The organism is Niabella sp. (assembly GCF_030150205.1).
Classification (GTDB): domain Bacteria; phylum Bacteroidota; class Bacteroidia; order Chitinophagales; family Chitinophagaceae; genus Niabella.
In genome coordinates this window covers 48,713-71,926 of sequence record NZ_JASLGT010000030.1, presented here as the reverse complement: position 1 = coordinate 71,926, position 23,214 = coordinate 48,713, and the positions used below count along the sequence as shown (strand labels likewise).

Annotated in this window: 18 protein-coding genes; 10 read left to right on the top strand and 8 right to left on the bottom strand. The window is 47.2% G+C overall.

Annotation, left to right across the window (positions count from 1 at the left end):
- Positions 1-11 precede the first annotated feature (11 nt).
- Positions 12-686, top strand: a complete 675-nt coding sequence (locus tag Q1V85_RS22335; RefSeq protein WP_300603477.1) for a sugar transferase — start codon at positions 12-14, stop codon at positions 684-686.
- A gap of 51 nt (positions 687-737) precedes the next feature.
- Positions 738-1,301, top strand: a complete 564-nt coding sequence (locus Q1V85_RS22330) for a DUF5715 family protein (RefSeq protein ID WP_300603474.1) — start codon at positions 738-740, stop codon at positions 1,299-1,301.
- Here the strand turns inward: Q1V85_RS22330 and Q1V85_RS22325 are convergent.
- Entirely contained in the window at positions 1,288-1,728 is a 441-nt protein-coding gene (locus Q1V85_RS22325; RefSeq protein ID WP_300603471.1) for a VOC family protein, read from the bottom strand. The genes Q1V85_RS22330 and Q1V85_RS22325 overlap by 14 nt on opposite strands.
- 104 nt (positions 1,729-1,832) lie before the next feature.
- Between Q1V85_RS22325 and Q1V85_RS22320 the strand changes: the two genes are divergently transcribed.
- Complete coding sequence (locus Q1V85_RS22320) at positions 1,833-2,843, top strand: helix-turn-helix domain-containing protein (RefSeq protein WP_300603468.1); 1,011 nt, start codon at positions 1,833-1,835, stop codon at positions 2,841-2,843.
- Between the two features lie 56 nt (positions 2,844-2,899).
- Here the strand turns inward: Q1V85_RS22320 and Q1V85_RS22315 are convergent, their stop codons facing one another.
- On the bottom strand, positions 2,900-3,940 hold the full coding sequence (locus Q1V85_RS22315) for an LLM class flavin-dependent oxidoreductase (RefSeq protein WP_300603466.1): 1,041 nt from the start codon (positions 3,938-3,940) through the stop codon (positions 2,900-2,902).
- 308 nt (positions 3,941-4,248) lie between these two features.
- Here Q1V85_RS22315 and Q1V85_RS22310 point away from each other — a divergent pair, with 308 nt between their 5' ends.
- On the top strand, positions 4,249-4,926 hold the full coding sequence (locus Q1V85_RS22310) for a DUF1003 domain-containing protein (protein WP_300603464.1): 678 nt from the start codon (positions 4,249-4,251) through the stop codon (positions 4,924-4,926).
- An 88-nt stretch (positions 4,927-5,014) separates the two neighbouring features.
- On the opposite strand, the gene Q1V85_RS22305 is transcribed toward Q1V85_RS22310, so the two are convergent.
- Positions 5,015-6,487: a glycosyl hydrolase family 32 gene (locus Q1V85_RS22305; protein ID WP_300603462.1), complete on the bottom strand. Its 1,473-nt coding sequence runs from the start codon at positions 6,485-6,487 to the stop codon at positions 5,015-5,017.
- 153 nt (positions 6,488-6,640) lie between these two features.
- Here Q1V85_RS22305 and Q1V85_RS22300 point away from each other — a divergent pair, with 153 nt between their 5' ends.
- The 3 genes from Q1V85_RS22300 to Q1V85_RS22290 all read left to right on the top strand — a co-directional run bounded on the left by Q1V85_RS22300 (position 6,641) and on the right by Q1V85_RS22290 (position 10,662).
- The gene (locus Q1V85_RS22300) at positions 6,641-8,884 is read left to right on the top strand and encodes an HAD family hydrolase (RefSeq protein ID WP_300603460.1); all 2,244 of its coding nucleotides are present in this window, start codon (positions 6,641-6,643) and stop codon (positions 8,882-8,884) included.
- A 40-nt stretch (positions 8,885-8,924) separates the two neighbouring features.
- Entirely contained in the window at positions 8,925-9,734 is an 810-nt protein-coding gene (locus Q1V85_RS22295; RefSeq protein ID WP_300603457.1) for an SDR family oxidoreductase, read from the top strand.
- Between the two features lie 97 nt (positions 9,735-9,831).
- Positions 9,832-10,662: an SH3 domain-containing protein gene (locus Q1V85_RS22290; RefSeq protein WP_300603454.1), complete on the top strand. Its 831-nt coding sequence runs from the start codon at positions 9,832-9,834 to the stop codon at positions 10,660-10,662.
- Positions 10,663-10,750: 88 nt separating this feature from the next.
- Here Q1V85_RS22290 and Q1V85_RS22285 read toward each other — a convergent pair whose 3' ends face one another.
- Together Q1V85_RS22285 and Q1V85_RS22280 are read right to left on the bottom strand one after the other, a co-directional pair.
- Positions 10,751-11,614: a fumarylacetoacetate hydrolase family protein gene (locus Q1V85_RS22285; RefSeq protein WP_300603452.1), complete on the bottom strand. Its 864-nt coding sequence runs from the start codon at positions 11,612-11,614 to the stop codon at positions 10,751-10,753.
- A 79-nt stretch (positions 11,615-11,693) separates the two neighbouring features.
- Positions 11,694-12,458 (bottom strand): glucose 1-dehydrogenase, encoded by a 765-nt coding sequence (locus Q1V85_RS22280; protein WP_300603449.1) that lies wholly within the window; start codon positions 12,456-12,458, stop codon positions 11,694-11,696.
- 317 nt (positions 12,459-12,775) lie between these two features.
- On the opposite strand from Q1V85_RS22280, the gene Q1V85_RS22275 reads away from it, so the two are divergent.
- The 3 genes from Q1V85_RS22275 to Q1V85_RS22265 all read left to right on the top strand — a co-directional run bounded on the left by Q1V85_RS22275 (position 12,776) and on the right by Q1V85_RS22265 (position 18,323).
- A complete protein-coding gene (locus Q1V85_RS22275; RefSeq protein ID WP_300603446.1) occupies positions 12,776-13,387 on the top strand; it encodes a SatD family protein in 612 nt (203 codons plus the stop codon).
- Complete coding sequence (locus Q1V85_RS22270; protein ID WP_300603443.1) at positions 13,384-14,121, top strand: DUF3307 domain-containing protein; 738 nt, start codon at positions 13,384-13,386, stop codon at positions 14,119-14,121. The genes Q1V85_RS22275 and Q1V85_RS22270 overlap by 4 nt, the downstream gene beginning before the upstream one ends.
- 341 nt (positions 14,122-14,462) lie before the next feature.
- On the top strand, positions 14,463-18,323 hold the full coding sequence (locus Q1V85_RS22265) for a TIM-barrel domain-containing protein (RefSeq protein WP_300603440.1): 3,861 nt from the start codon (positions 14,463-14,465) through the stop codon (positions 18,321-18,323).
- A 245-nt stretch (positions 18,324-18,568) separates the two neighbouring features.
- Here Q1V85_RS22265 and Q1V85_RS22260 read toward each other — a convergent pair whose 3' ends face one another.
- From Q1V85_RS22260 to Q1V85_RS22250, 3 genes are all read right to left on the bottom strand, one after another.
- The gene (locus tag Q1V85_RS22260) at positions 18,569-19,612 is read right to left on the bottom strand and encodes a sterol desaturase family protein (protein ID WP_300603437.1); all 1,044 of its coding nucleotides are present in this window, start codon (positions 19,610-19,612) and stop codon (positions 18,569-18,571) included.
- Positions 19,613-19,752: 140 nt separating this feature from the next.
- Positions 19,753-21,618 (bottom strand): arylsulfatase, encoded by a 1,866-nt coding sequence (locus tag Q1V85_RS22255; RefSeq protein ID WP_300603434.1) that lies wholly within the window; start codon positions 21,616-21,618, stop codon positions 19,753-19,755.
- A 47-nt stretch (positions 21,619-21,665) separates the two neighbouring features.
- Complete coding sequence (locus Q1V85_RS22250; protein ID WP_300603431.1) at positions 21,666-23,198, bottom strand: RagB/SusD family nutrient uptake outer membrane protein; 1,533 nt, start codon at positions 23,196-23,198, stop codon at positions 21,666-21,668.
- Positions 23,199-23,214: the final 16 nt, after the last annotated feature.

Sequence of the window (23,214 nt, the reverse complement as noted above, 5' to 3'; positions counted from 1 at the left end):
AAACTCAAACAATGTATTCCTTTTTTAAGCGCCTCTTTGACCTTCTTGTGTCTTTAACCGTATTCATTGTTATATTACCGCTTACGATCCCAATTGTGATCATCCTGTTATTAACAGGCGAACATTATATTTTTTACCGGCAAAAAAGGATCGGGTATAAAAACAACTATTTTCACATCATTAAATTTGCTACTATGCTCAAGAACAGCCCCAACATGGGAACCGGGCTGATCACCGTCCGGAATGATCCCAGGCTGCTTCCGATCGGGGGTTTTTTAAGAATGACAAAGATCAATGAGCTTCCGCAGATCCTGAATGTGATAAAAGGCGATATGAGCCTTGTGGGGCCCCGTCCCCTGGTTGACAAAACATTCAATGCGTATCCCCATGCGGTTAAAAGCAGGGTATACGACTCCGTGCCCGGAATAACGGGAATCGGCTCCATTATTTTCAGGGATGAAGAGCAGTTGCTGACCAACACCAAGATGGATCGTGTGGAATACTATGAAAAAGTGATCGCACCTTATAAAGGTGAACTGGAAATGTGGTATCACCAGCATAAGAGCCTCCGTGTTGATTTCTGGATCATTTTTCTTACTGGCTGGTCCATTATCAATCCGAAGACCCAGCTTCCACATAAAGTATTCCGGAACCTTCCGCAGCGAACTTTTACCGATATCCTATAATGCATGAGGCCTGGCTTCCCTATCTTTGCGCTGTTTACACATCCGCAATTCATGAAGCCAGGCCTGTTTTATATCATCCTGTTCTGTTGGGCGTTAGTGACCGGCACGCCTGTCTCTGCCCAAAGCGCACGTTATAAGGCGCACCTGGATGTAGCACGGCAACATGGGGTACCTTTATTAAAAAGCAGCACACAGGTAAAAAACTATGTGGGTAAAAAACAGCTGACAAAGGTCAGCGCCGGAAAAGGATACCGGGTTCAAAAACTCGATTACAGTGCCCCGTATCTTACACCAAGAGCCAAGGCCGTATTGAACCAGATCGCCCGTTCCTTCAATGCCCAAACCAAAAGTACCTTTACCGTTACCTCGCTTACCAGAACGGTACACGCACAAAGCCGGTTGCGACAGGTGAATGGGAATGCCACTTCAGGATTGAGCTCTCATAATTATGGCAGTTCTTTTGATATTTCCTATATCCGCTTTAATGGCCGTAAAGGGCCGAATAAGCGACTTGAGCGGGCACTGCATGCCGTGTTGGCCAACTACCAGGCAAGAGGCAAGATCCTTTTTATAAAGGAGTATTATGTGAGCTGTTTTCATGTTACGGTACGGTAAGGTGTTCCGGTGTAAAATTCAGCATCCACCGGATGCCAAAGCGGTCGGTCAGGGAAGCATAGTAACTCCCGGTTTTTGTAGGCACCACCCGTTGCGTAGCGGTTCCGCCCTTCCCCAGCCGCTGGTAAACCTGCATCAATTCATTTAAGCTCCTGCATTCCAGCAGCAGCGCAATATTGTTACCCGGGCACCATCCTTCATCGGGAACCAGGTCGGTTGCTATAATTTCTGCGTGCGGGCACCGCAACGAAGCCTGTAAAACATAGGCTTCCAGCGCCTTTGGTAATTGATCGGCACCTACAGACTCACCCAATGTTTGAAGATGTAATTCTCCCCCCAGGCATTTTTTATAAAAAAGCATGGCCTCCCGGCAATTCCCGTTAAATGTTAAATATGATTTTATCCGGATCACTGGCGATTCTTTCAAACACAAAATTGGTTAAAATGAGGCGTTTATAACAGTGGCAGATACGCCATTGAAAGGGGTTGTTCGCGACAGTTACATTAATTATCTTTACGAAAATTTTCAACATGAAACGGATCTGTATTTACGTTCCTATCAACGGGGTAATTGAAGCCATTACGCCGGCGGCAAGAATTTTTCAGACCGCCAATGAATTTCTTATGGCCAATGGCTACCCCGCAAAATTCAAAGTGGAGCTGGTGGGTTTACAGAAAACGATCCCGCTTTCCAACGGGTTATATGCGGTAACGACAGACCGTTTGCTTAAGGAAGTAACAGAAGCCGACCTGCTGATCATTCCCGCATTGATTGATGGTGATATGCGCAAGGCGGTGGCAGCTAATGAACCGGCGTTATCGCTGATCACAGCCATACATGCGCGTGGCACCGAAGTGGCATCGCTTTGTTTAGGCGCGTTCCTGCTGGCAGCCACCGGCATACTCGATCATAAAAAATGCTCTACCCACTGGGCATATTACCATGAGTTCCTGCAGCTCTATCCCCAGGTTGAAATTACCGACGGTACAGTGATCACTGATGAAGCCGGCGTATATTCCAGCGGCGGTGCCAATTCGATATGGAACCTGCTGCTATACCTGGTAGAAAAATATACCAACCGCGAAACAGCCATCCTGCTTGCCAAATATTTTGCGATCGATATCGACCGGAACAGCCAGAATGCCTTTTCCATTTTTAAAGGTCAGAAAGATCATAATGATGAAGGCGTTATAAAGGCCCAGGATTTTATTGAAAAAAACATCGGCGACCGCATCAGTATCGACCAGCTGGCCGCACTCATTGCCGTAAGCCGGAGAAGTTTTGAACGCAGGTTTAAACAGGCCACCAACAATACGGTACTGGAATATATTCAGCGGGTACGCATTGAGGCAGCCAAACGCAAGTTTGAAACCAAGCGGCTGAATATAAACGAAGTGATGTATGACGTAGGCTATACAGATACCAAGGCCTTCCGGGATGTGTTTAAAAAGGTAACAGGCCTCACGCCTATTGAATACCGGAACAAATATTACAAGGCCAACCTGGATATGCCTGCGGCCAGTTATGCTTTTTCCGCATAACCAGACTTGCCGCCCCTGAATCCGTTTCAGTACCTCAGCAAAACAGCATTAACCTGCTACCCCTGTTTCTTCAGCGCCTCCTTTACCTTTGGTGCTATTTTAGTACCATAAATCTCGATCGATTTCATAATATCCTTGTGCTTAGGTGCACCGGTATCCATATGCGTGGCAAAACGGGTAAGTCCGAATAATTCCTGCAGGTATAAAATTTTATCAACTGCCTCATTGGCATCTCCGATCACCAGCGCGCCGTTCTTCGTTTTTCCAAAATCAAACTGGTTCTTCCGGTAAGGCGGCCAGCCTCTTGTACGCCCCACACGATCCATCTGGGCAGCGTATATCGGGTAATACATTTCACTAAGCGCGGCGCTGTCTTCTCCATAAAATCCATGCACATGAATCCCTACCTGGTATTGATCCATCGGGTGTCCGTATTGCTGATAGGTTTCTTTATACAATTCAAAAAAGGGTTGAAACTGAGCCGGAGATCCGCCGATAATGGCAATCATTAATGGCAATCCCAAACGGCCGGCGCGTTCTACAGATGAAGGTGTACCGCCCACAGCGATCCATACCGGCAGGTGATTATTGGTGGCTCTTGGTAATACCATCTGCTCCTGCAAAGGCGCCCGGTGCCTGCCCTTCCAGGTGATCACCGCTTCTTTATTGATCTTTAACAGCAGATCCAGTTTCTCTTCAAATAAAGCATCATAATCGCGCAGGTCATATCCAAATAAGGGAAAGGATTCAATAAAACTGCCCCGGCCGGCCATAAGTTCGGCCCGGCCGCCGGAAAGCAGGTCTACCATCGAAAAATTCTGATACAACTTCACCGGGTCCGATGAACTGATCACCGACACCGCACTTCCCAGTTTGATATTTTTGGTAACCGCTGATGCCGCTGCCAGCACAATTTCCGGGGTAGGAACGGCATAATCTGGGCGGTGATGCTCACCAATACCGAAATAATCGAGCCCTACCTCATCCATCAATTTTATTTCCTCTATAATTTCTTTCAACCGTTCACCCGGCGCCTGCACCGTATTGGTTGCAGGATCAAAATGAAGGTCTCCAAACATACTGATACCGAGTTCCATATTTTTTTATTTTAGCTACAAAAATAACACCCTTATCCGGAGCTGCGCTTAACCTAGATTAATGAAAGCGGCAACACGGTATTTGTGGAGGGCCTTTATTTCTGTAAATACTACAGGCAGAAGAACATGAATGACCGGGAAGACATTGAGTTTGGTTATCATCATTTATATGACCCGTCTTATCCGCCGGTCCTCCCGGTCTCCTCAACGGATAATCGCTAGCCGGCGCTCCAGCGCGCGCCGGTAAAGCCGCTTTAAAAGACTTTAAAATACGCCGGCAAAAGCGTAGCTTTATCAAAACTACAGGAATGAACGACTCCGTATTTACCGGTTCGCAAAACAGCCACGGTAAGGAAAATCAAAATATTCCCTGCCGGCAACTACGTCCTGCTTTGTTTGAATACATCAAACTGGAACGTCCGGATCTTAAACGGTCGGACAGCATTCCTTACCACGAGCTCAATGAATACAAGCTGCGGTATATCTCCAAATACCTGCTACGGGATATTCATCAGCTTTCAGAACTGGAAGATAGTGTGATCTCATCCATGACCAATCAAACGATCATATCTGATATGATTGATGAGGACGACAACAACAAATTAACCCTGGGGCAGCGGCTGGCCGACCGTGTATCCGGCTTTGGAGGCAGCTGGACCTTTATCATTTCCTTTATCGTTTTTCTTCTTGTATGGATCGCCCTGAATCTTTACTGGTTACAGAATAAGGGATTCGACCCGTATCCCTTTATCCTGCTCAACCTCATCCTGTCCTGCCTGGCGGCGCTCCAGGCCCCCATCATTATGATGAGCCAGAACCGCCAGGAAGAAAAAGACCGCGTTCGCGCCAAAATGGATTATATGGTGAACCTGAAATCGGAACTGGAAGTACGCATCCTGCATGAAAAACTGGATCAGCTGCTGACGAACCAGGAAGAATACATGAACCGGTTAATGGATATGGAGAAGAAAAAGCCCAACGATTAATTTGATAATGTGGAAATGTGCTAATTTGAAAATAGGGTTTACGTTTAACATTTACAGGGTCTTCGGATATTGATAAGTTTGCCCGCCATCAGTCCCCGTATTCACTCTCCGGTACAGGCAGGTTTTTCAGCGTGGAACTTCTGAGGGAGATGGATGAAGAGGCCGAATACAAACCAATGCCATTTCCAAAGTAGGTATAATCGATCAGGGACAATTTTACAATGCCATCAATAGCCAGTTCTATATAATTGCCGTAACGGATCAGCCGGAAATGAAACTCCTTTTCTTCTTTTAAATGAAAGATATTATCCTGGAGTACATTGTAAATAAAATTTGAGCGGGTATTGGCTGCGTTAAAACCCCAGCGTTGAAGATGTACCACGCTATTGATCACATCAAAACTATAATAATATCCCGATCCCTCTTCATCAATATCCGTTACCAGTCCCAGCTTACCCATACCCTCCACTGCCAGTATGCCCTCCCAGATAAAACTGGGTGCCGATTTCTGTATCACAAAAACTTCATACCCGCTGCGGGAACCACAGGTCCATTTATCATCCGCCTGCTCAAAGGATGCCGTAGGATTGTTGAAGAGCGGAATGATGGATCCCATTTCATTCTGCACAAGGGTTTGGATCACCATCTGATCCCACCGGTAATAACTCTTCAGCACCAGTCTTCCCCGGTCATCTGTTTCCAGCTGTTTGGGTGGTGGAAAAATGCGCAGGGCATTTACATTCCCGTTTGCATAAAAGAAGTTGTAGATCAGCAAATAATCCCCATCCTTCTGAATGCGGGCAGCATAGTTTCCCTGTGGCAGTAATACGTTGTTGTGAAAACAATGATATTCTCCCATAAAATCAGGAGCAAACCAATACCGTACTTTTATATCCTCGCGGATCGAGCCCAGCAAATAATGACGCCCATTCAGTTCAAATACACAGGGGCACTCCACATCATCATACATCCGCGGAAAATGCAGCGGCGGGTGAAAGATCAGCTCCTTTTCCATCAGCTGCACCAGGCCCACACAGCCTCTTCGCGAAACGGGTCCGGCAGCCGCCCGCGTACAAACAAGAAAAAAAGTTTTATCATCATAATCATACCGGAAAGGATCCCTGAAGCTCATCCACAACCGTGGATTATTCTCATAGGTTTCATAATGCGGCGCCCTTGGTCCAAATGGGAACACTTCATCATTCACCTTCTCCCAGTCGAATAAATTATCAGATACCGCTAATCCAATTTTTGATACTACACCCCGGTCTTTACGCTGCAGCCCGGTATAATACATCTCGAACCGGTTATTGGTAGCATACACCTGCATGGTCCAGAGCATATCATCATCCCAGTCGCCGGGATCGCCCACAAACAGGGCATTTTTTACCCTTCTCCAGGTGATGCCATCCTTCGAAACCGCATGGGCGATATAGTCATGATTGGGAATGATCAGGTGAAAAAGATGGTATATGCCTTTATGCAGGATCATGGTTACATCGCCTATTTCCCACTCACTGAATCCTGATCCTGAATATAAATTATCAGTTAATCGTTCCATTTTTAAAAAATTAATTATATTTCAACCGTTTTTAGGTCCGGTTGTTGCTTCATGGTGACCGGAAATTTTGTGTAAGTAGCCCTCTTCCTGGATCAACACCGGCGATCCCCGCCTTCCGGGAAACAATACTTACCTTTTATAAATGAATACACAATGCAGGAATATTACATACAACTCTTTAGTCCGCATGGCTTGATCCGGTATCAGCAACCTGAAATCGGAAGGGATAAGGACACGGGCGGACAGGTAAAATACGTGCTGGAATTACTGGAAGCCCTGTCTCATCATCCGCAGGTCAGGAAGGTGGATCTTTTCACCAGACGGATCGCCGACAAACGGGTATCTGAAACCTACAATCATGAAATCGAAACCATATCTTCCAAAGCCCGTATTGTACGCATCACCTGTGGCGGTCAACTATACAAACCTAAAGAAAGTTTATGGGATAACCTTGATGAATTTGTAGACAAGGTTATCCGTTTTATAGAGCAGCAGGATGACTACCCGGATATTGTACACGGGCATTATGCCGATGGCAATTATATAGCCGGGGAGATCAGCAAGATCTTCGAGATCCCTTTTATAGCTACCGGTCATTCGCTGGGGCTGAACAAAAAGAATATTCTTTTAAAAGATGGGCTTTCGGAGGAAACGATCAACCAGAAATTTAATATGATCCGCAGGGTAAATGAAGAAGAAAAAACCCTGAAGCAGGCCAACCTTATCATTGCGAGCACACAACACGAGATCGATACACAATACAGTGCTTATGTTAATAAAAGCCAGGCCCGGTTCCTGATCATTCCGCCCGGTATCAATACGGAAGTATTTTATCCGTTTTACCGCATCGGCCTGCCTTCTTTTACCGTGCCGCTGGAGCAGGAACAGGCCATGTACCGGGTAAGTTCAGAGATCGAACGTTTTCTCTTTGCCCCCGGCAAACCCCTGATCCTTTCCATCGGGCGTGCCGATAAGCGCAAAAATTTTGAGACCATCATCGATTGTTTCGGGCAGGATAAAGAACTGCAAAGTATGGCCAACCTGGCCATCTTTGCCGGTGTACGTAAAGACATTACGCAAATGCCGGAAGATGAGCAGGAAATTCTTACCCGGCTCCTGTTACTGATGGACAAATACGACCTCTACGGTAAAATGGCCCTGCCCAAAAAAAACGACCCCTCACTGGAAGTGCCCGAAATATACCGCCTGGCAGCGCAGCGCAAGGGCGTATTTGTAAATGCCACTCCGGGTGAAAACTTCGGGTTAACCATCGTAGAAGCGGCCGCCTGTGGTTTGCCGATTGTGGCTTCACCCACCGGAGGTCCGAAAGAGATCATCGGCAACGCTCATAACGGCATGCTGGTAGATGTGCAAAACACCAAAGAAGTTGCCGATGCGTTAAAGAAGATCATTGCCGATACCACGCTTTGGGAGCGGTATTCTGCCAATGGCATACGGGCAGGACAGGAAGACTATTCCTGGGAAGCGCATGTAAAAAATTATCTCAAAGCGGTTGATGAAATTTATAAGCCAACCGCAGCGCTGAAAGAAACGCAGGAACTGCCCCTGGGCAAAAAGCTAATGAAGGCTGAACTGTTTTTTATTTCCGACCTCGACGGAACACTTGTTGAAGGCGACGATGATTCAGGCCTTGACCAAATAAAACAATGGGTAGATAGCAATAAAAACAAAGTGATCTTTGGAATCGCTTCCGGCCGGAATAAAGAACTAACCCGGATGGCGCTGCAGCAATTCCGGTTTCCGGAACCCGATATCCTCATCTGCTCTGCCGGAACAGAGATCTACTATACCCGCAACTTTCTTCCTGACCCCGGCTGGGAAAGTCATATCAATCATCAATGGAAGCGGAAAGAGCTGGTAACCGCATTAGAAAATTATCCGGGTTTGCATTTGCAGGAACCCGATGCCCAGTGGGAATACAAACTGAGTTACTATGTAGACGACCGCTTTAGGGAAGGTGATCTTGCCAATCTTTACAAATTCCTGGACGATCGCAAACTAAGAGCGAAAATATTACTGACCGACAACCGGTTCCTGGATATTTTACCGGTAAGGGCCGGGAAAGGAAATGCCGTGCGCTACCTGAGCTATAAATGGCAGCTGCCACTGGATCATTTCATCACGGCAGGAAATGGAGGCAATGACATCGACATGTTGCGGGGCCATACCCGCGGCATCGTTGTATCCAATCACAGCCCGGAGCTGGGATTCCTTAAAAAGAGCCGGCATGTATACTTTTCAAAAGAGCGGCAAGCCATCGGCGTAATGGAGGGTATTCTGCATTACCAGGAGCTGCAATTCTCAAAAAATGAGAAAGCAGAAATAAAGAGTGAGAAACCGGGTCCGGACCGTCATCCGGATAAAAATCTGAAATGATCAATTATATTCTTATTTTTACCGCTCATAATTCAACTCTATGGCATATAATCTTTTAAAAGGGAAAAAGGGAATCATCTTTGGTGCGTTGGATGAAAAATCCATTGCTTGGAAAACAGCACAGCAATGTTACCGTGAAGGGGCAGAACTGGTGCTGACCAATGCTCCGGTGGCATTACGCATGGGCGAAATCAACAAGCTGGCAGAAGAATGCGGCAATGCCCCTGTAATTGGTGCGGATGTTACGAATATGGATGACCTGAAGGCCCTGTTTGAACAATCAGTCGCACATTTTGGAGGTAAGATTGATTTTATCCTGCACTCTGTAGGTATGGGCTTAAATGTGCGCAAGGGAAAGGAATATACCGATTTAAACTACGACTGGAATCATAAAACATTCGATATTTCATCCATGAGCCTGCACCGTATTTTAAAGACGGCCTGGGACCTGGATGCATTAAACGAACAGGCCAGCGTGATCGCGCTGACCTATATTGCCGCACAACGCGTATTTCCGGACTATAGCGAAATGGCCGATGCCAAGGCGCTGCTGGAAAGCATTACCCGCACATTCGGCTATTACTATGGCGTTAAGAAAAAAGTGCGGATCAATACCATTTCCCAGTCGCCTACAAAAACAACCGCAGGCAGTGGTGTAAAAGGCTTTGACAATTTTATCAGTTATGCGGAGAAAATGAGCCCTCTGGGCAATGCTCCTGCTGAAGACTGCGCCAATTATATTTCCGTTATGTTCAGCGACCTTACCCGTTATGTAACCATGCAGAATCTTTTCCACGACGGAGGCTTTAGCTTTACAGGGGTTACTGAAGCGGTATTGGAATCCATGTAATAAGCATCCCTGGTATCCGTAACGCGTACGCATACAGTCATCAATTAATGAATACACAAAGAGAAAGGGCGATCCCCTTTCTCTTTTTATACATACTATGAAAAGATCATTTTTTACCTGCTGCCTGGGCCTTGCAACCCTGGCAATGCACGCACAATCCGATACGCTGCAATTGTTTGAAAAACAACAGACCGTTTATGCACTGGCAGATAGCGTAAACATCCGTACCGCTCCATCCCTGAACGCAGAAAGCACAGATCTTATTTCCCTGGGTACACCGATGAAGATCGTGGGCATCAGTCCGGTAGCCCTTAATTTGAACGGTGTTATTTTCCCCTGGTATAAGGTATCCTATAATAACGGCAAAAGTGGATTTATATGGGGTGGCAAACTGGCGCTGGCCTCTTTCCGGAGTCAAAAAAACACCGATATCAGCTTCCATTATGGGGTAGAGCGGGTTACAGATAGCGGTATTGTATTGCAGATACGCGTGGCAAAAAACGGCACAGAGCTGCAGCGCCTTTCTTTTAACGGTTTGGGCAACCCATCGCCCCGCTTATACAGCTGCGAGAACCGGTCTAATAGAGGACTAAAGAATGTAGATGATATTATTGAAATACAGGGAGGTTCCGAATCCTGCGGCGAGGCCGGGGGTACGCTTACTTTTTTCTGGAGCGGTCAGCGACTGCATTTTGTAAGAAGACAATTCGATACGCCGGACGGGGAATACTTTGACCGTACTTATTTTATTTATCCCAGCGATATGGAGGGGATCAAAGATATGATTATTGAAAAGGAGGTAGCCGGAGAAGTCCTTTTTGAAGAGGGACAAAAAGTTGCCAGCTGGGACAGCAATAATGTTAAATACAGCACCAATAAAGCCACCAAATACCGCTGGACGGGTGAAAAGCTGGAAGCGGTGAAATAATATAAATTCAGCGCTTATAATAAACCATTAAGAAATGAAGAACAGATAAGATACTGCTTCATTTCTTAATGGTTCTAAAACAAGATTTTTACGATCCTTTCTGATACGCCGCTGCGGTTTGTTTTGATGTGCCCAGTCCTTCAATGCCCAGCTCTATCACATCGCCGGGTTTCAGGTACCAGGGTTCAGGTTTTTGTCCCAGCCCTACGCCAGCCGGAGTTCCAGTGGAAATCACATCACCGGGCAACAGGGTCATAAACTGGCTCAGATGGCTGATCACCTGCTGAATATTAAAAATAAAATCGGAAGTAGTGGAATCCTGCATGGTGGTTCCGTTTACTTTCAGCCAGAGATTGAGGTTATTCGGGTTTTCAATTTCATCGCTTGTTGCCATAAAGGGCCCCAGCGGCGCAAAAGTATCACAGCTCTTTCCCTTTACCCATTGACCGCCGCGTTCGATCTGGAATTCCCGCTCGCTGTAGTCGTTATGTAAAGCATATCCGGCTACATAATTCAATGCATCTGCTTCTTCCACATAGGACGCTTTCTTGCCGATCACCACGGCCAGTTCCACTTCCCAGTCGGTCTTAACCGAATTCTTTGGGATGATCACATCATCAAAGGGTCCGCACAAAGCCGTGGTAGATTTAAAAAATACCACCGGCTCTTTCGGAACAGGGGCATTGGTTTCCTTTGCATGCAGGGCATAGTTTAAACCGATGCAAATGATCTTGGAAGGACGGGCTACACAGCTGGCCCAGCGTTCGTTCTCTTCTACAATTGGCAAACCGGCACCCTGTTCATTTACAAACTGGCGCAGCCGCTCCAGGCCATTCTTTTCAAAAAAAGCTTCATTATAATCTTCTCCAAATGCAGACGCATCATAACGTATACCATCAATCAGTACACCAGGTTTTTCCGTTCCCGGTTGTCCGAACCGTATTAATTTCATATCCTTATTTTTTGTATTTCTATATTTTAAGTTATTGGCTTTTTTTCAGCAAAGACCATCGCTCACCAGTTAAAAATGATCAGTTATTCAACTTTATAAACCCACCATCGATCGGGTAATCGCAGCCGGTAATAAAGGAAGCCTCATCACTGCTCAGGTACAGGATCAATGCGGCAATCTCCTCCGGTTTTGCCATACGGCCGATGGGTTGTGTTTTTGATAATTTTTCGAACATTTCCTGTTCCCGGCCCGGGTAGGTTTTGGCAAGAAATCCATCTACAAACGGGGTATGCACACGGGCAGGTGAAACACAATTACACCGGATGCCATCATTGATATAATCTTTCGCTACCGACAGGGTCATGGCCAGTACGGCGCCTTTGCTCATCGAATAAGCAAACCGGTCCGGCAACCCGATGCTTGATGCAATGGACGCCATATTAATGATCACGCCCCTTCCCTGCGCCTTCATCCGGGGGATAGCCGCATGCAGCGTATTGTAAACCCCTTTTACATTTACGTTATAAACCCGGTCAAAATCAGTTTCGCCGGTGGTATCTGCCTTTCCGATATGCGAGATCCCGGCGCTGTTTACCAGTATATCAATCGCCGGCAGTTGCCCAAAGGCCGTAGTAACCGCTTCCTGGCTAGACACATCAAGGAAAATACCTTCCGCATTGCCACCGGCTTCGCGGATCTCCTCAATGGTTTGCAGCGCAGCCTCTTTATTAAAATCGGCCACTACCACGGCGGCTCCTGCTTTTGCAAATAAAAGTGCCACGGCCTTGCCGATGCCACTTCCGCCTCCTGTAATTACGGCGGTTTTATTGTTTAGTTGAAACATAATTAAATATATACGCTTAAAATTAAAATGGCGCAGCTAATTTACCATATAAATGATAAAAAAGAGGAGTAAATGGAGTATAAGATTGAATGACACAGGCGCTTATCCATTTTTTTCAGCGATGAAACAACGATTACCAACCATACTTCCCGGATGGCCCGGGAACACTGGCAGATAAAATATTTTCAAAATACTAATTATTTTAGTATTTTTATACAACTATCGTTCTTTATTATAAGCTCTTTACCTAATAACAGAAATTATAAGCACTTAAGCTTATAATTTAATTTATAAGCCTATTTGCTTATATTTGAAGTATGATAGCGATCATTACCGGAGACATTATCCGTTCGGAAAGTATGGATCCTAAAGAATGGATGCCGCTCTTGAAAAGCTTTTTAAAAAAGCAAGGTCACACCCCTGCAGACTGGGAAATTTACCGGGGGGATGCTTTTCAATTGCGGTTACCACCGTCTGAAGCCCTCTTTAAGTGCATACTGTTGAAAAGTATGATCAAACAAAAAGCAGACCTGGATGTGCGGCTAAGCATTGGATTGGGAAGTGCATCTTATCAAACAGAAAAGATCACAGAGTCGAATGGAACAGCATTTGTAAGATCGGGCCGGAAATTTGACAATATGAAAGAAGAAAAAACCACCCTGGCCCTGTCTACCGGTGATGAGAAAACCGATGCCGCCCTAAACCTTATGGCGCGGTTTGCATCGCTGATTATGGACAATTGGAGCCCGGCGGCAGCGGAGATCGTACAGTTGTTCCTGGAAAAGCCCGACTGGAACCAGCAACAGATCGCAGAAAAATTAAAGATCAATCAGTCTGCCGTAAGTCAGAGCCGCAAACGCGCACAATTTGACCTGCTGATGGATTTTAATACATTTTATCAAACAACGATAACCGGCCTTAACACATGACACTACTCCTACAACTGTTGCTGGCGCATCTACTGGGCGATTTTGTTTTACAACCGTCCCGCTGGGTAGAAGAAAAAGAACGTAAAACCTACAAAAGCGCCAAACTGTACCTGCACGTACTCATCCATTTTGCATTGATCCTGCTCATCACCATGGATCTGCGGTACCTGCCGCTGGCAGCGCTTATTGCGGGCAGCCACCTGCTGATTGATCTTGCAAAACTTCAGCTGCAAACGGCTAAAAACAGGAAAACATTTTTTATCCTGGACCAGGTATTGCACCTTGCTGTAATTGTGTGGGCGGCCTGGTGGATGGAGCCATTTACCATACACCTGACCACTTCGCAGGCGAATGCCCTGCTGATTACCACCACCGGCCTGGTACTGCTGACCACCCCGGTTTCTGTAATCATCAAACTGATCTTATCCAAGTGGGCTCCGGCAACGGAGATCAGAACAGATATTATTGAAACGAAATCGCTGCAACACGCGGGCATGATGATCGGCTATATTGAACGCATACTGGTCCTGATCTTTATCCTCAACCTGCAATGGGTAGCCATCGGGTTCCTGGTAACGGCCAAGTCCGTTTTCCGTTTCAGCGATCTGAAAGTAGGGCAAGACCGGAAGCTGACCGAATACATCCTCATCGGCACCCTGCTGAGCTTTGGAATTGCGATCGTGATCGGGGTCATCGTAAATAAACTGCTGGTATCCGGCTTAACCGGCACCTAAGGCCGGGCGCCTATACCGTTGAAAGTGCTTCCTGTACCTGTTCCGGGCTCAGGTTTTCTATTTGCTTCCTGGCTTCCTGAACCAGGTCCATAACAGATTTGGGATCCATAGTATTTACATCTTTAACACATAAAATTACACGCAGCATAAGCGGGGAATCCCCAAAACAAGCGAGCCGCATGCGGCCGCTCCATTTTCGCAAACACATTCGCTTTTAATGCAATCGTTTGTCTTTCATCAATACATGCCTCAATTACCCTGCGCAATCGTTTCCATAAACCACTTTTTTACCAAAAGGCTTCATTACTTTTACACGATCATTTTTAACATAATCAGCGATAATGAATCTGAAGTCTGGAATTACCTTTTTTAAAAAAGGATCCGTTACGATACTGCTTGCCACAGCAACCCTCTTAACGGTTAACGCACAGGTAAAAACTGCCTTGCCGGCTACTGCAAAACCCGCCGCCGATACGCTTACCCTAACCGGTGCAGAAAAGATCAATGCAACAACGGTGAAGATCCGGTTGAGTAACCGGCAGGAATTATTACTGGACTTTTATGGCGAGACGATTTTCCGCATGTTTGCAGATCCTTCGGGAGGACCGCTCCGTGCACCGGAGGCCACGCCTCCCGCATCCATTCTTACAGACAACCCGCGCAAAACGGTTTCAAAGCTGGATGTAAAAGACAATGCAGGACGTATTGTTATTTCCACGAATGCAGTGACCCTTGAGTTCACCAAAGCAACGGCACTGCTTAAAATAACCAATATCAAAAGTAAACAAACCGTACTGCAGACCTTAACGCCGGTATTATTTGATAAAAAAAGTACCAGTCTGAAGCTGAAAGAAAACCCGGCCGAATACTTCTATGGAGGCGGTGTACAAAATGGCCGCTTTTCCCATAAAGGAAAGATCATTGCCATCGAAAACCAGAATAGTTGGACGGATGGCGGTGTAGCCTCCCCCACGCCCTTTTACTGGTCTACCAGCGGATATGGCTTTATGTGGTATACTTTTAAGAAAGGGAAATACGATTTTGGCGCCAAAGAAAAAGGCCTGGTAACCCTTTCCCATGAAACCAATTACCTCGATGTGTTCTTTATGATCGATAAGGAACCCGTAACACTGCTGAATGATTTTTACCAGCTGACGGGCAACCCGGTACTCTTACCCAAGTTTGGTTTTTATGAAGGGCATTTGAATGCTTACAACCGCGACTACTGGAAAGCAGATACGGCCGGTGTGCTTTTTGAAGATGGCCAACGTTATAAAGAAAGCCAGAAAGACAACGGGGGTATTAAAGAATCACTGAACGGCGAAAAGAATAATTACCAGTTTTCAGCCAGGGGCGTCATCGACCGTTATAAGGCATATGATCTGCCGCTGGGCTGGATCCTTCCGAATGACGGATATGGAGCCGGTTACGGACAAACGGGCACACTCGACAGCAATATTCAGAACCTGAAAGCTTTTGGCGATTATGCAAGAAAGAACGGCGTACAGATCGGGCTCTGGACACAATCGGATTTGCATCCCAAAGACAGCATTCCCGCATTGCTGCAACGCGATATTATAAAAGAAGTGGGCATTGCCGGCGTGCGTGTATTAAAAACCGATGTGGCCTGGGTGGGCCCGGGATACTCATTCGGATTGAACGGCGTGTCGGATGTAGGTCATATCATGCCCAAATACGGCAACAATGCCCGGCCCTTTATCATTTCCCTGGATGGATGGGCCGGCACCCAGCGTTATGCCGGTATCTGGAGCGGGGATCAGACCGGTGGCGCGTGGGAATATATCCGCTTTCACATTCCTACCTACCTGGGATCCGGACTTTCCGGTCAGCCCAATATTACTTCAGATATGGATGGCATTTTTGGTGGCAAGAACACCAAAGTAAATACCCGCGACTTTCAATGGAAAACATTCACCCCCATGCAGCTGAATATGGACGGATGGGGCGCCAACGAAAAGTATCCTTATGCACTGGGAGAGCCGGTCACCTCCATAAACCGCACCTATCTCAAACTGAAATCAGAACTGCTCCCCTACACTTACAGTATCGCCAGGCAAGCCGTAAACGGAATGCCCATGATCCGGGCATTGTTCCTGGAGTATCCCAATACCTTTACATATGGGAAAGCTACGCAGTACCAGTATTTATATGGTCCCTGGTTCCTGGTTGCACCTATTTACCAGGAAACAAAGGCCGATGAAAAAGGTAATGATATCCGTAATAATATTTACCTGCCCGCTGGTAGCTGGATCGATTATTTTTCGGGAAATAAATATGAAGGCAACCGGGTGCTGAACAATTTTGAAGCCCCGCTCTGGAAACTGCCGGTATTTGTAAAAGCAGGGGCCATCATCCCCATGACCAACCCGAACAATAACATTACACAAATCGATAAGACCGCCCGGATTTACGAGTTGTATCCTGCCGGCAGTACTTCATTTACAGAGTACGATGACGACGGTTTTACAGAAGCCTACAAATCAGGCGCCGGTGCTACCACGCAGATCCGGTCGATGGTTCAAAACAATACGGCCACCATCACCGTGCTGCCCACCAAAGGCAGCTATGAAGGTTTTGTAAAAAACAAAACAACGGAGTTCCGGATCAATGTAACCCGGAAGCCGGCTAATATTACTGCAAAAACAGGAGCTGTTGCAGTGAAATTAAAAGCGGCCGCTTCCCTGGAAGACTTCCATAAACAGGTAAACGTTTATTACTATGATGCTGCGCCCAATCTGAACCGCTTCTCCACCGCAGGCAGTCCTTTCGCTCAAACGGCGATCACTAAAAATCCGCAGTTGCTGGTGAAGCTGGCTGCCACCGATATTACCACCCATGCCATTACGCTTACAGTAAATGGCTATTCCTTTGCCCCGGAAGAACATTTGCTGAAACTACATGGCCGGCTGACACCGCCTTCGAAAGCACAGGTAATCGATAGCAACCGCCAGGCCTATACCTTAGTGCCCAGCTGGAACAAACAGGCCAATGCCGATTACTATGAGATCGATTTTAATGGCCAGCAATACACCACCATCCGGGATACCAGCCTCCTGTTTGACGGGCTGGCTCCAGAAACCGATTACCAGTTCAGGCTCCGGGCCGTGAATAAAGACGGCCAATCGCCCTGGACCTCCCTTTCGGCAAAAACAAAAGTAAATCCGCTTGAATTTGCGATTAAAGATATCATTGCCACGGGATCGGCCGCCGACCAGGAAGGCAGCGAACTGGCGCAGTTATTTGACTTTGACGAAAGCAATACCTGGCATACCAAATGGGGCACCAAGGCCGTTCCCTTTAACCTGGTATTGGATCTGAGATCGGTAAATCAACTGGACAAGATCCAATACCTGCCACGCACAAGAGGTAACGGTATCTGGCTCAAAGGAAGCATTGCCTATAGTACCAACAAGTCTGACTGGACGGATGCCGGCAGTTTTGAATGGGCAAAGAACGGAGATACCAAAACATTTCCTTTCAGCAATCATCCCACCGCCCGGTATATAAAGATCTCCGTAACAGAAGCCGTGGGCGATTTTGGCTCCGGACGTGAGCTCTATGTATTTAAAGTACCCGGATCGGAAAGTTATATTCCCGGCGACATTAACAACGACCATATTATCGACAACAACGATTTAACCTCCTATATCAACTATACCGGGTTAAGATCCGGTGATGGTGACTTTGAAGGTTATATCAGCAACGGTGATATCAATAAAAACGGGTTGATCGATGCTTACGACATTTCCAACGTAGCCACCCGGCTTGAAGGCGGTGCAGATATGACCACAGCCGATACACTCCGGGGACATATCGAAATGACCACGGCAAAAAAAGCATACAACAAAGATGAAGTGATCGAGATCCTGGTAAAAGGTACCGGTCTGAAAGCGGTAAATGCCCTGAGCTTTGCCCTTCCTTACAATGCCCAGGATTATGAGTTTGCCGGCATTGCGGTGCTAAACATGAAAGCCCTGGAAAACATGACCAATGACCGGTTACACAGCAACGAAAAAAAGGTTTTGTATCCTACTTTCGTAAACATCGGAGACCAACCCACGCTGGAAGGCACACAGGATCTCTTCATCATAAAACTAAAAGCAAAACGCAATTTAAATTTTGATCTGAAGCCTGTTGACGGGATCCTGGTAGGTAAGCACCTGAATACAACAGGCTTTTAAATACGGGCGCCGCACAGCCGCACTTCACTTCTTTCCCGGGTCTTTTATAAGGGCCCGGGATTTTTTTCTTATTATGGAAACGACGCTGCTCTTTCTTTATTACAAAAATAAAGAGCAGCGTCACTCCGGCTATGGCGGAGGAGCCGCTGCAAGATCATGAAGGTTGAAAACATTTCAGCACCTGGCTATAGACCGCATCCCTACGTGTTCCCGGCATTGTGATAAAATAAATTGCAAATCTTCTTTCAGGACCGCGGCTCCTCTGCAACAACCGGCCCTCCCTCCGACAGTTCACTCCCCTGTTTTTTTGATTTAAATACCGGCCAGAGGAACTGTGCATACCACTCTTCCTCCTGGTAGGATTTGATCCCGTAAGTTGCGGGGTATTTTCGGGTAATGATGCCCGTGCCAAAGATCAGGTCCCAGATAAAGAACATATTTCCAAAATTGCCCTTGTAATGACCGATGCCATCGTCCGTGGTATCCGCATGATGCGCATGATGGGTTGCCGGTGTAGAGATCAGCCGCTCCATCACCCAGCCGATGGGATGCAGCCACCGGTTGGTGTAAAAGGGTTTGTCCCATTTAATGCTGCTATGCGCAGAAAGGGTGATCAGTGATTTTACGCCGCCAACAAATAACGCCGGCAACCCCAGCCCAAGATAGTTCAGGATGGCGATCAGGTAAATCTGCGAAAAAAATATGGTATAGATAATATTCTGCCGGCTGGCCATAGACATACCCATATAGGGAGCAGAATGGTGCGTACGGTGAAACCGCCAGAGAAAGGGCACCTGGTGGTGCAACCGGTGATACCAGTACTGGGTAAGATCATCGGCCACCGCAATGATGAGGGCACCCCACCAGAAGGGCACCCATATAAAAAGATCCTTCGCTGCCGGCAATACCAGGGGTAACAATTTCAGGCTAAAGAACGTGAGCACCGGGATAAACAGGAGCTTCGGAGCCACAAAACAAACCAGGTCCAGGATCTTCTCATTGCGCGTCCAGCGCCGGTGTTCATAAAGTCCGGCAATCACCTCGATGATCCCCACCACGATGGCCAGAACGATCAGTCCCCATTTGCGGAGATGGGTAAAGGCTAACTGCAGCCAGGCAGGAATATGTTCCCGCGCAATCTGAAGGTTTTCCGCAGTACTTTGCTGCCAGGGCTTTTCATCCAGTATGTAAAAGTAACCCAATAGCAGCGCCACGGGCAAGAGGTATAACCCAACGCTGACAAGAATATCCCGGATCAGCTTACGGGGGTTTTCAATTTCAGGATTCATATCATTTTGTTTAATGCCTCAGCAATAATTGCAGCAGGTACAAACCACCGGCTATAAAAGCCAGCGGTATAAGTACAATGCCGATACTGATGAGTATTTTCTTTACAAGTATATTCAGGTCATTCATCACCGGTGTGTGTTTATTTTCCGGCCGCCGGCGCTGTTGCTCCGTATACGGCGGGTTTATAATTTTTATGGATCCGTTTTTCATATACATCCTCCCAATCGATCAGGGGATACAGGTTATTTTTCTCCGCCTGCTGATCAAAGAGCTTTTTTAACGCTTCCAGTTTTTCCGGATACTTCTTTGCAAGGTTCACCCGCTCATTAAAATCTTCATCCAGGTTGTACAACTCCCATACATCTTTTTCCCAGCGGTCCGGATCGCCCTTCCAGCCCGAGCCACGCGTCTTTACATAGTCAATGGCATCCGGATGATGTGCGGTAGCCGCTTTCCAGCCATTCGCATAGATGGATCGTGCACCAAAAATGTAATAATGCTGTACCCGGTGCGTTGCTGTTGCACCTGCATCATTCAGGGTTTTAAATAACGAATACCCCTGGATCGTGTCCTGCGGCACATTACGGATCACTTCCGGTGCCTTTATGCCAACCAGGTCAAGGGTCGTAGGCAGGATATCGATCACATGACTATACTGCGTGCGGATACCACCTTGCTCCTTTATACCCCTGGGATAAAAAATGATCAGCGGGTTGTGGGTGCCCCCTTCTGCGTTGGCATCCTGCTTCCACTGCCGGAACGGCGTATTGGTTGCCTGGGCCCAGCCCAGGGGATAGTTGGTATTCTTTCCCTGGGGTAAACCGATATCATCGATGCGGGAAAGATTATACCGGAACTGTTCCTCCTCCGTTTGTTTACCGATCAGGTTGCGGGGTTGCAAGGTTCCCTGGAACGTACCTTCTTTACTGGCACCGTTATCCCCGATCATTACTACAACCACGGTATTATCCAGCAGGTTTGCCTGTTTCAGATAGCTGATCAGCCGGCCTACACAGGCATCCGTATAGGTAAGATAGCCGGCATAGGTTTCCATAAATCGGGCATATAGTTTTTTCTTTTCTGCCGGCAGTTGATCCCAGGCTGGTACATCCGAATTCCGTTCGGGCAGTTGGGCATTCTTTGGCACTACGCCCAGCCGGACCTGGTTGGCCAGTACTTTTTCACGATACCGGTCCCACCCTTCGTCAAATACGCCTTTATACCGGTTGCTGTACTCCGGCGCTACCTGGTGTGGGGCATGCACAGCGCCGGGCGCATAATACAGGAAGAACGGCTTTCCCGGAGCCGCCTGCTGTTGCTTTTGAATGTACCCGATGGCCTTGTCAGTGATCTGATCATTCAGGTGCCGGCCATCCGTTTTTATATGTGCATTGTTTTCTACCAGGTCTGGTTCATACTGATCGGTTTGCGATCCCAGGAAACCAAAGAACTGCTCAAATCCTTTTCCTCCGGGCCAGCGGTCGAAAGGGCCTGCATCGGTAGCTTCTTCATCGGGCGTCAGGCCATATTTTCCTACGGCAAAGGTATTGTAGCCGCCGGATTGCAGGATCTGGGCGATGGTGCCTTTGTCATTGGGGATACGGCCACTCCAGCCGGGGAAGCCTGCCGACATGGCCACATGCGAAAACCCGCCCACGCCTACGTAATGCGAATTGCGGCCCGTGAGCAATGCAGCGCGGGTAGGCGCACAGATGGCAGCCGTATGAAAATTGGTATACCGCAATCCATTGTTGGCCAGTGAATCGAAAGTAGGCGTCTGGATTAGTCCGCCAAAACTGCTGGAAGCGCCATAGCCCACATCATCCAATAAGATCCATACTACATTCGGCGCATGGGCCGGTGGTGTTACCGGATCGGGCCACCACTCTTCGGAACCGGCCAGTGTTTTACCGACCTTGCCCTGAAAGGGTGTTTTCTGCTGACCCGTTGCATAAAGGGTCGTCATGAGCAGCAGTGCAAAACCTGCAATAATTCTGATTTTCATAATTTCATTTTTTATAAACGGTTTATTATTGGGGAAAAATCCGCGGGCTATTTGTTATAGCCGGGGTTTTGAGTAAGCAGATTATTCAGATCAATTTCTATTTGCGGAATGGGGAACCGGTAATTCTTTTCCGATACATTGCCGGCTTTAGCGGAGATCTTTTTTAATTCCTCCACCAGGGTACCCTTCCGCACCAGGTCGAACCATCGGTTCCCTTCCTGTACCAGCTCCTTCCGGCGCTCCAGGAAAACGGCATCTCGGAAGCCTGCCTGATCCAGCCCCGAAAGATCGCGGCTATTATCCGTATAGTTCCCATTCCCTGTATACAAACCATAAGCCCGGGCCCTTACTATATTTAATGCTTTATAGGCTTCTGCCACGGGTCCCTGCAGTTCATTCAGTACTTCTGCATACAACAGCAGGACATCCGCATAGCGCAACACCGGGTAATTGATGCCGCTCTGCGCCTGGTTGGTAATGGGATTCAGGCTGAAGTCAATAAACTTCGCATACCGCGTTACGGGAGAAAAATCCACCTCCTGACCGGTAGCGGGGTTCAGCATCTTTGTAAAAAAGCTGGCGGCTTTACGGGTATCGGTGTCATCAAAGATTTTGGGAAGATTTTCATCCGGCACATCACCGGGAAAAGATTTGGCGTTAAAAGAGTTGAAGTTGGAACTGCTCAGGAAATTCTGCACATTGCGCGCCCCAAGGTTCGATTCATATTGCACAGAAAACAAATGTTCCTTACCATTCTTGGTGGGCTTCTGAAAGGCGTCTTTAAAAACGGGGAACAGATCGTAGCCATAAGTACCCGTTGCAGCGGTAAAAGTACCTGCTGTAAGCACCTTTTCCAACGTGGTTCGTGCCAGCCCCCAGGCCTTTCTTGTAACATAAACTTTTGCCAGTATGCCCCATGCAGCACCGGATGTAGCACGGCCCTTATCTGCCCCGGAATAGGAAGCCGGCAATGCCGTTGCAGCCGTCAGATCGGCAATCACCTGTGTATACACTTCTTCAGCTGCAGTCCGTTTTACTTTTACATCCTCGGTATTGGTAGATGATGGATTGTGCAGTATCAATGGCACATCTCCAAACAAACGTACCAGGTTAAAGTACAGCAGCCCTCTTATGAAACGCGCTTCATTGATAAGCCGGTTCTTTGTAGGTGCATCCATTTCAATACCCGGTATTTTATCAATAGCCACATTTGCCCGGTTGATACCATAGTAATGCTGCTGCCATATTTTCCGCACACGGTCATTTTCGGCAACATAGGTGATCGTTCCTATGGCCCGCACATCAGGATTGGTATTGGAGGGACTAAACACCTGCTCATCCGATCCGTTGCTGATCAGGATGTTCAGGTTACGCCCGTAAATGGGAAAATCGCCGGCGGGGTCTCCGTTAAGACTGCCATATGCGGCATTGACCGCACTTACAGCATCGGTGGTCGTTTTATAATACTGGTCTTCGGTAATCACCGACTCCGGAAGCTCTTTTAATTTATTGCAACTGAAAATAACGATTGCAAAAGTGAGGGAAATATAAAGTGGGATTGATTTCAATATCTTGTTCATAACAGACCGATTGTTT

Coding starts and splice junctions, on each gene's coding strand:
- Q1V85_RS22260 (WP_300603437.1), bottom strand. CDS start 19,612: ATGAATCCTGAAATTGAAAACCCCCGTAAGCTGATCCGGGATATTCTT.
- Q1V85_RS22280 (WP_300603449.1), bottom strand. CDS start 12,458: ATGTTTCAACTAAACAATAAAACCGCCGTAATTACAGGAGGCGGAAGT.
- Q1V85_RS22265 (WP_300603440.1), top strand. CDS start 14,463: ATGAATCTGAAGTCTGGAATTACCTTTTTTAAAAAAGGATCCGTTACG.
- Q1V85_RS22270 (WP_300603443.1), top strand. CDS start 13,384: ATGACACTACTCCTACAACTGTTGCTGGCGCATCTACTGGGCGATTTT.
- Q1V85_RS22285 (WP_300603452.1), bottom strand. CDS start 11,614: ATGAAATTAATACGGTTCGGACAACCGGGAACGGAAAAACCTGGTGTA.
- Q1V85_RS22315 (WP_300603466.1), bottom strand. CDS start 3,940: ATGGAACTCGGTATCAGTATGTTTGGAGACCTTCATTTTGATCCTGCA.
- Q1V85_RS22330 (WP_300603474.1), top strand. CDS start 738: ATGAAGCCAGGCCTGTTTTATATCATCCTGTTCTGTTGGGCGTTAGTG.
- Q1V85_RS22310 (WP_300603464.1), top strand. CDS start 4,249: ATGAACGACTCCGTATTTACCGGTTCGCAAAACAGCCACGGTAAGGAA.
- Q1V85_RS22290 (WP_300603454.1), top strand. CDS start 9,832: ATGAAAAGATCATTTTTTACCTGCTGCCTGGGCCTTGCAACCCTGGCA.
- Q1V85_RS22300 (WP_300603460.1), top strand. CDS start 6,641: ATGCAGGAATATTACATACAACTCTTTAGTCCGCATGGCTTGATCCGG.
- Q1V85_RS22295 (WP_300603457.1), top strand. CDS start 8,925: ATGGCATATAATCTTTTAAAAGGGAAAAAGGGAATCATCTTTGGTGCG.
- Q1V85_RS22305 (WP_300603462.1), bottom strand. CDS start 6,487: ATGGAACGATTAACTGATAATTTATATTCAGGATCAGGATTCAGTGAG.
- Q1V85_RS22335 (WP_300603477.1), top strand. CDS start 12: ATGTATTCCTTTTTTAAGCGCCTCTTTGACCTTCTTGTGTCTTTAACC.
- Q1V85_RS22320 (WP_300603468.1), top strand. CDS start 1,833: ATGAAACGGATCTGTATTTACGTTCCTATCAACGGGGTAATTGAAGCC.
- Q1V85_RS22250 (WP_300603431.1), bottom strand. CDS start 23,198: ATGAACAAGATATTGAAATCAATCCCACTTTATATTTCCCTCACTTTT.
- Q1V85_RS22255 (WP_300603434.1), bottom strand. CDS start 21,618: ATGAAAATCAGAATTATTGCAGGTTTTGCACTGCTGCTCATGACGACC.
- Q1V85_RS22275 (WP_300603446.1), top strand. CDS start 12,776: ATGATAGCGATCATTACCGGAGACATTATCCGTTCGGAAAGTATGGAT.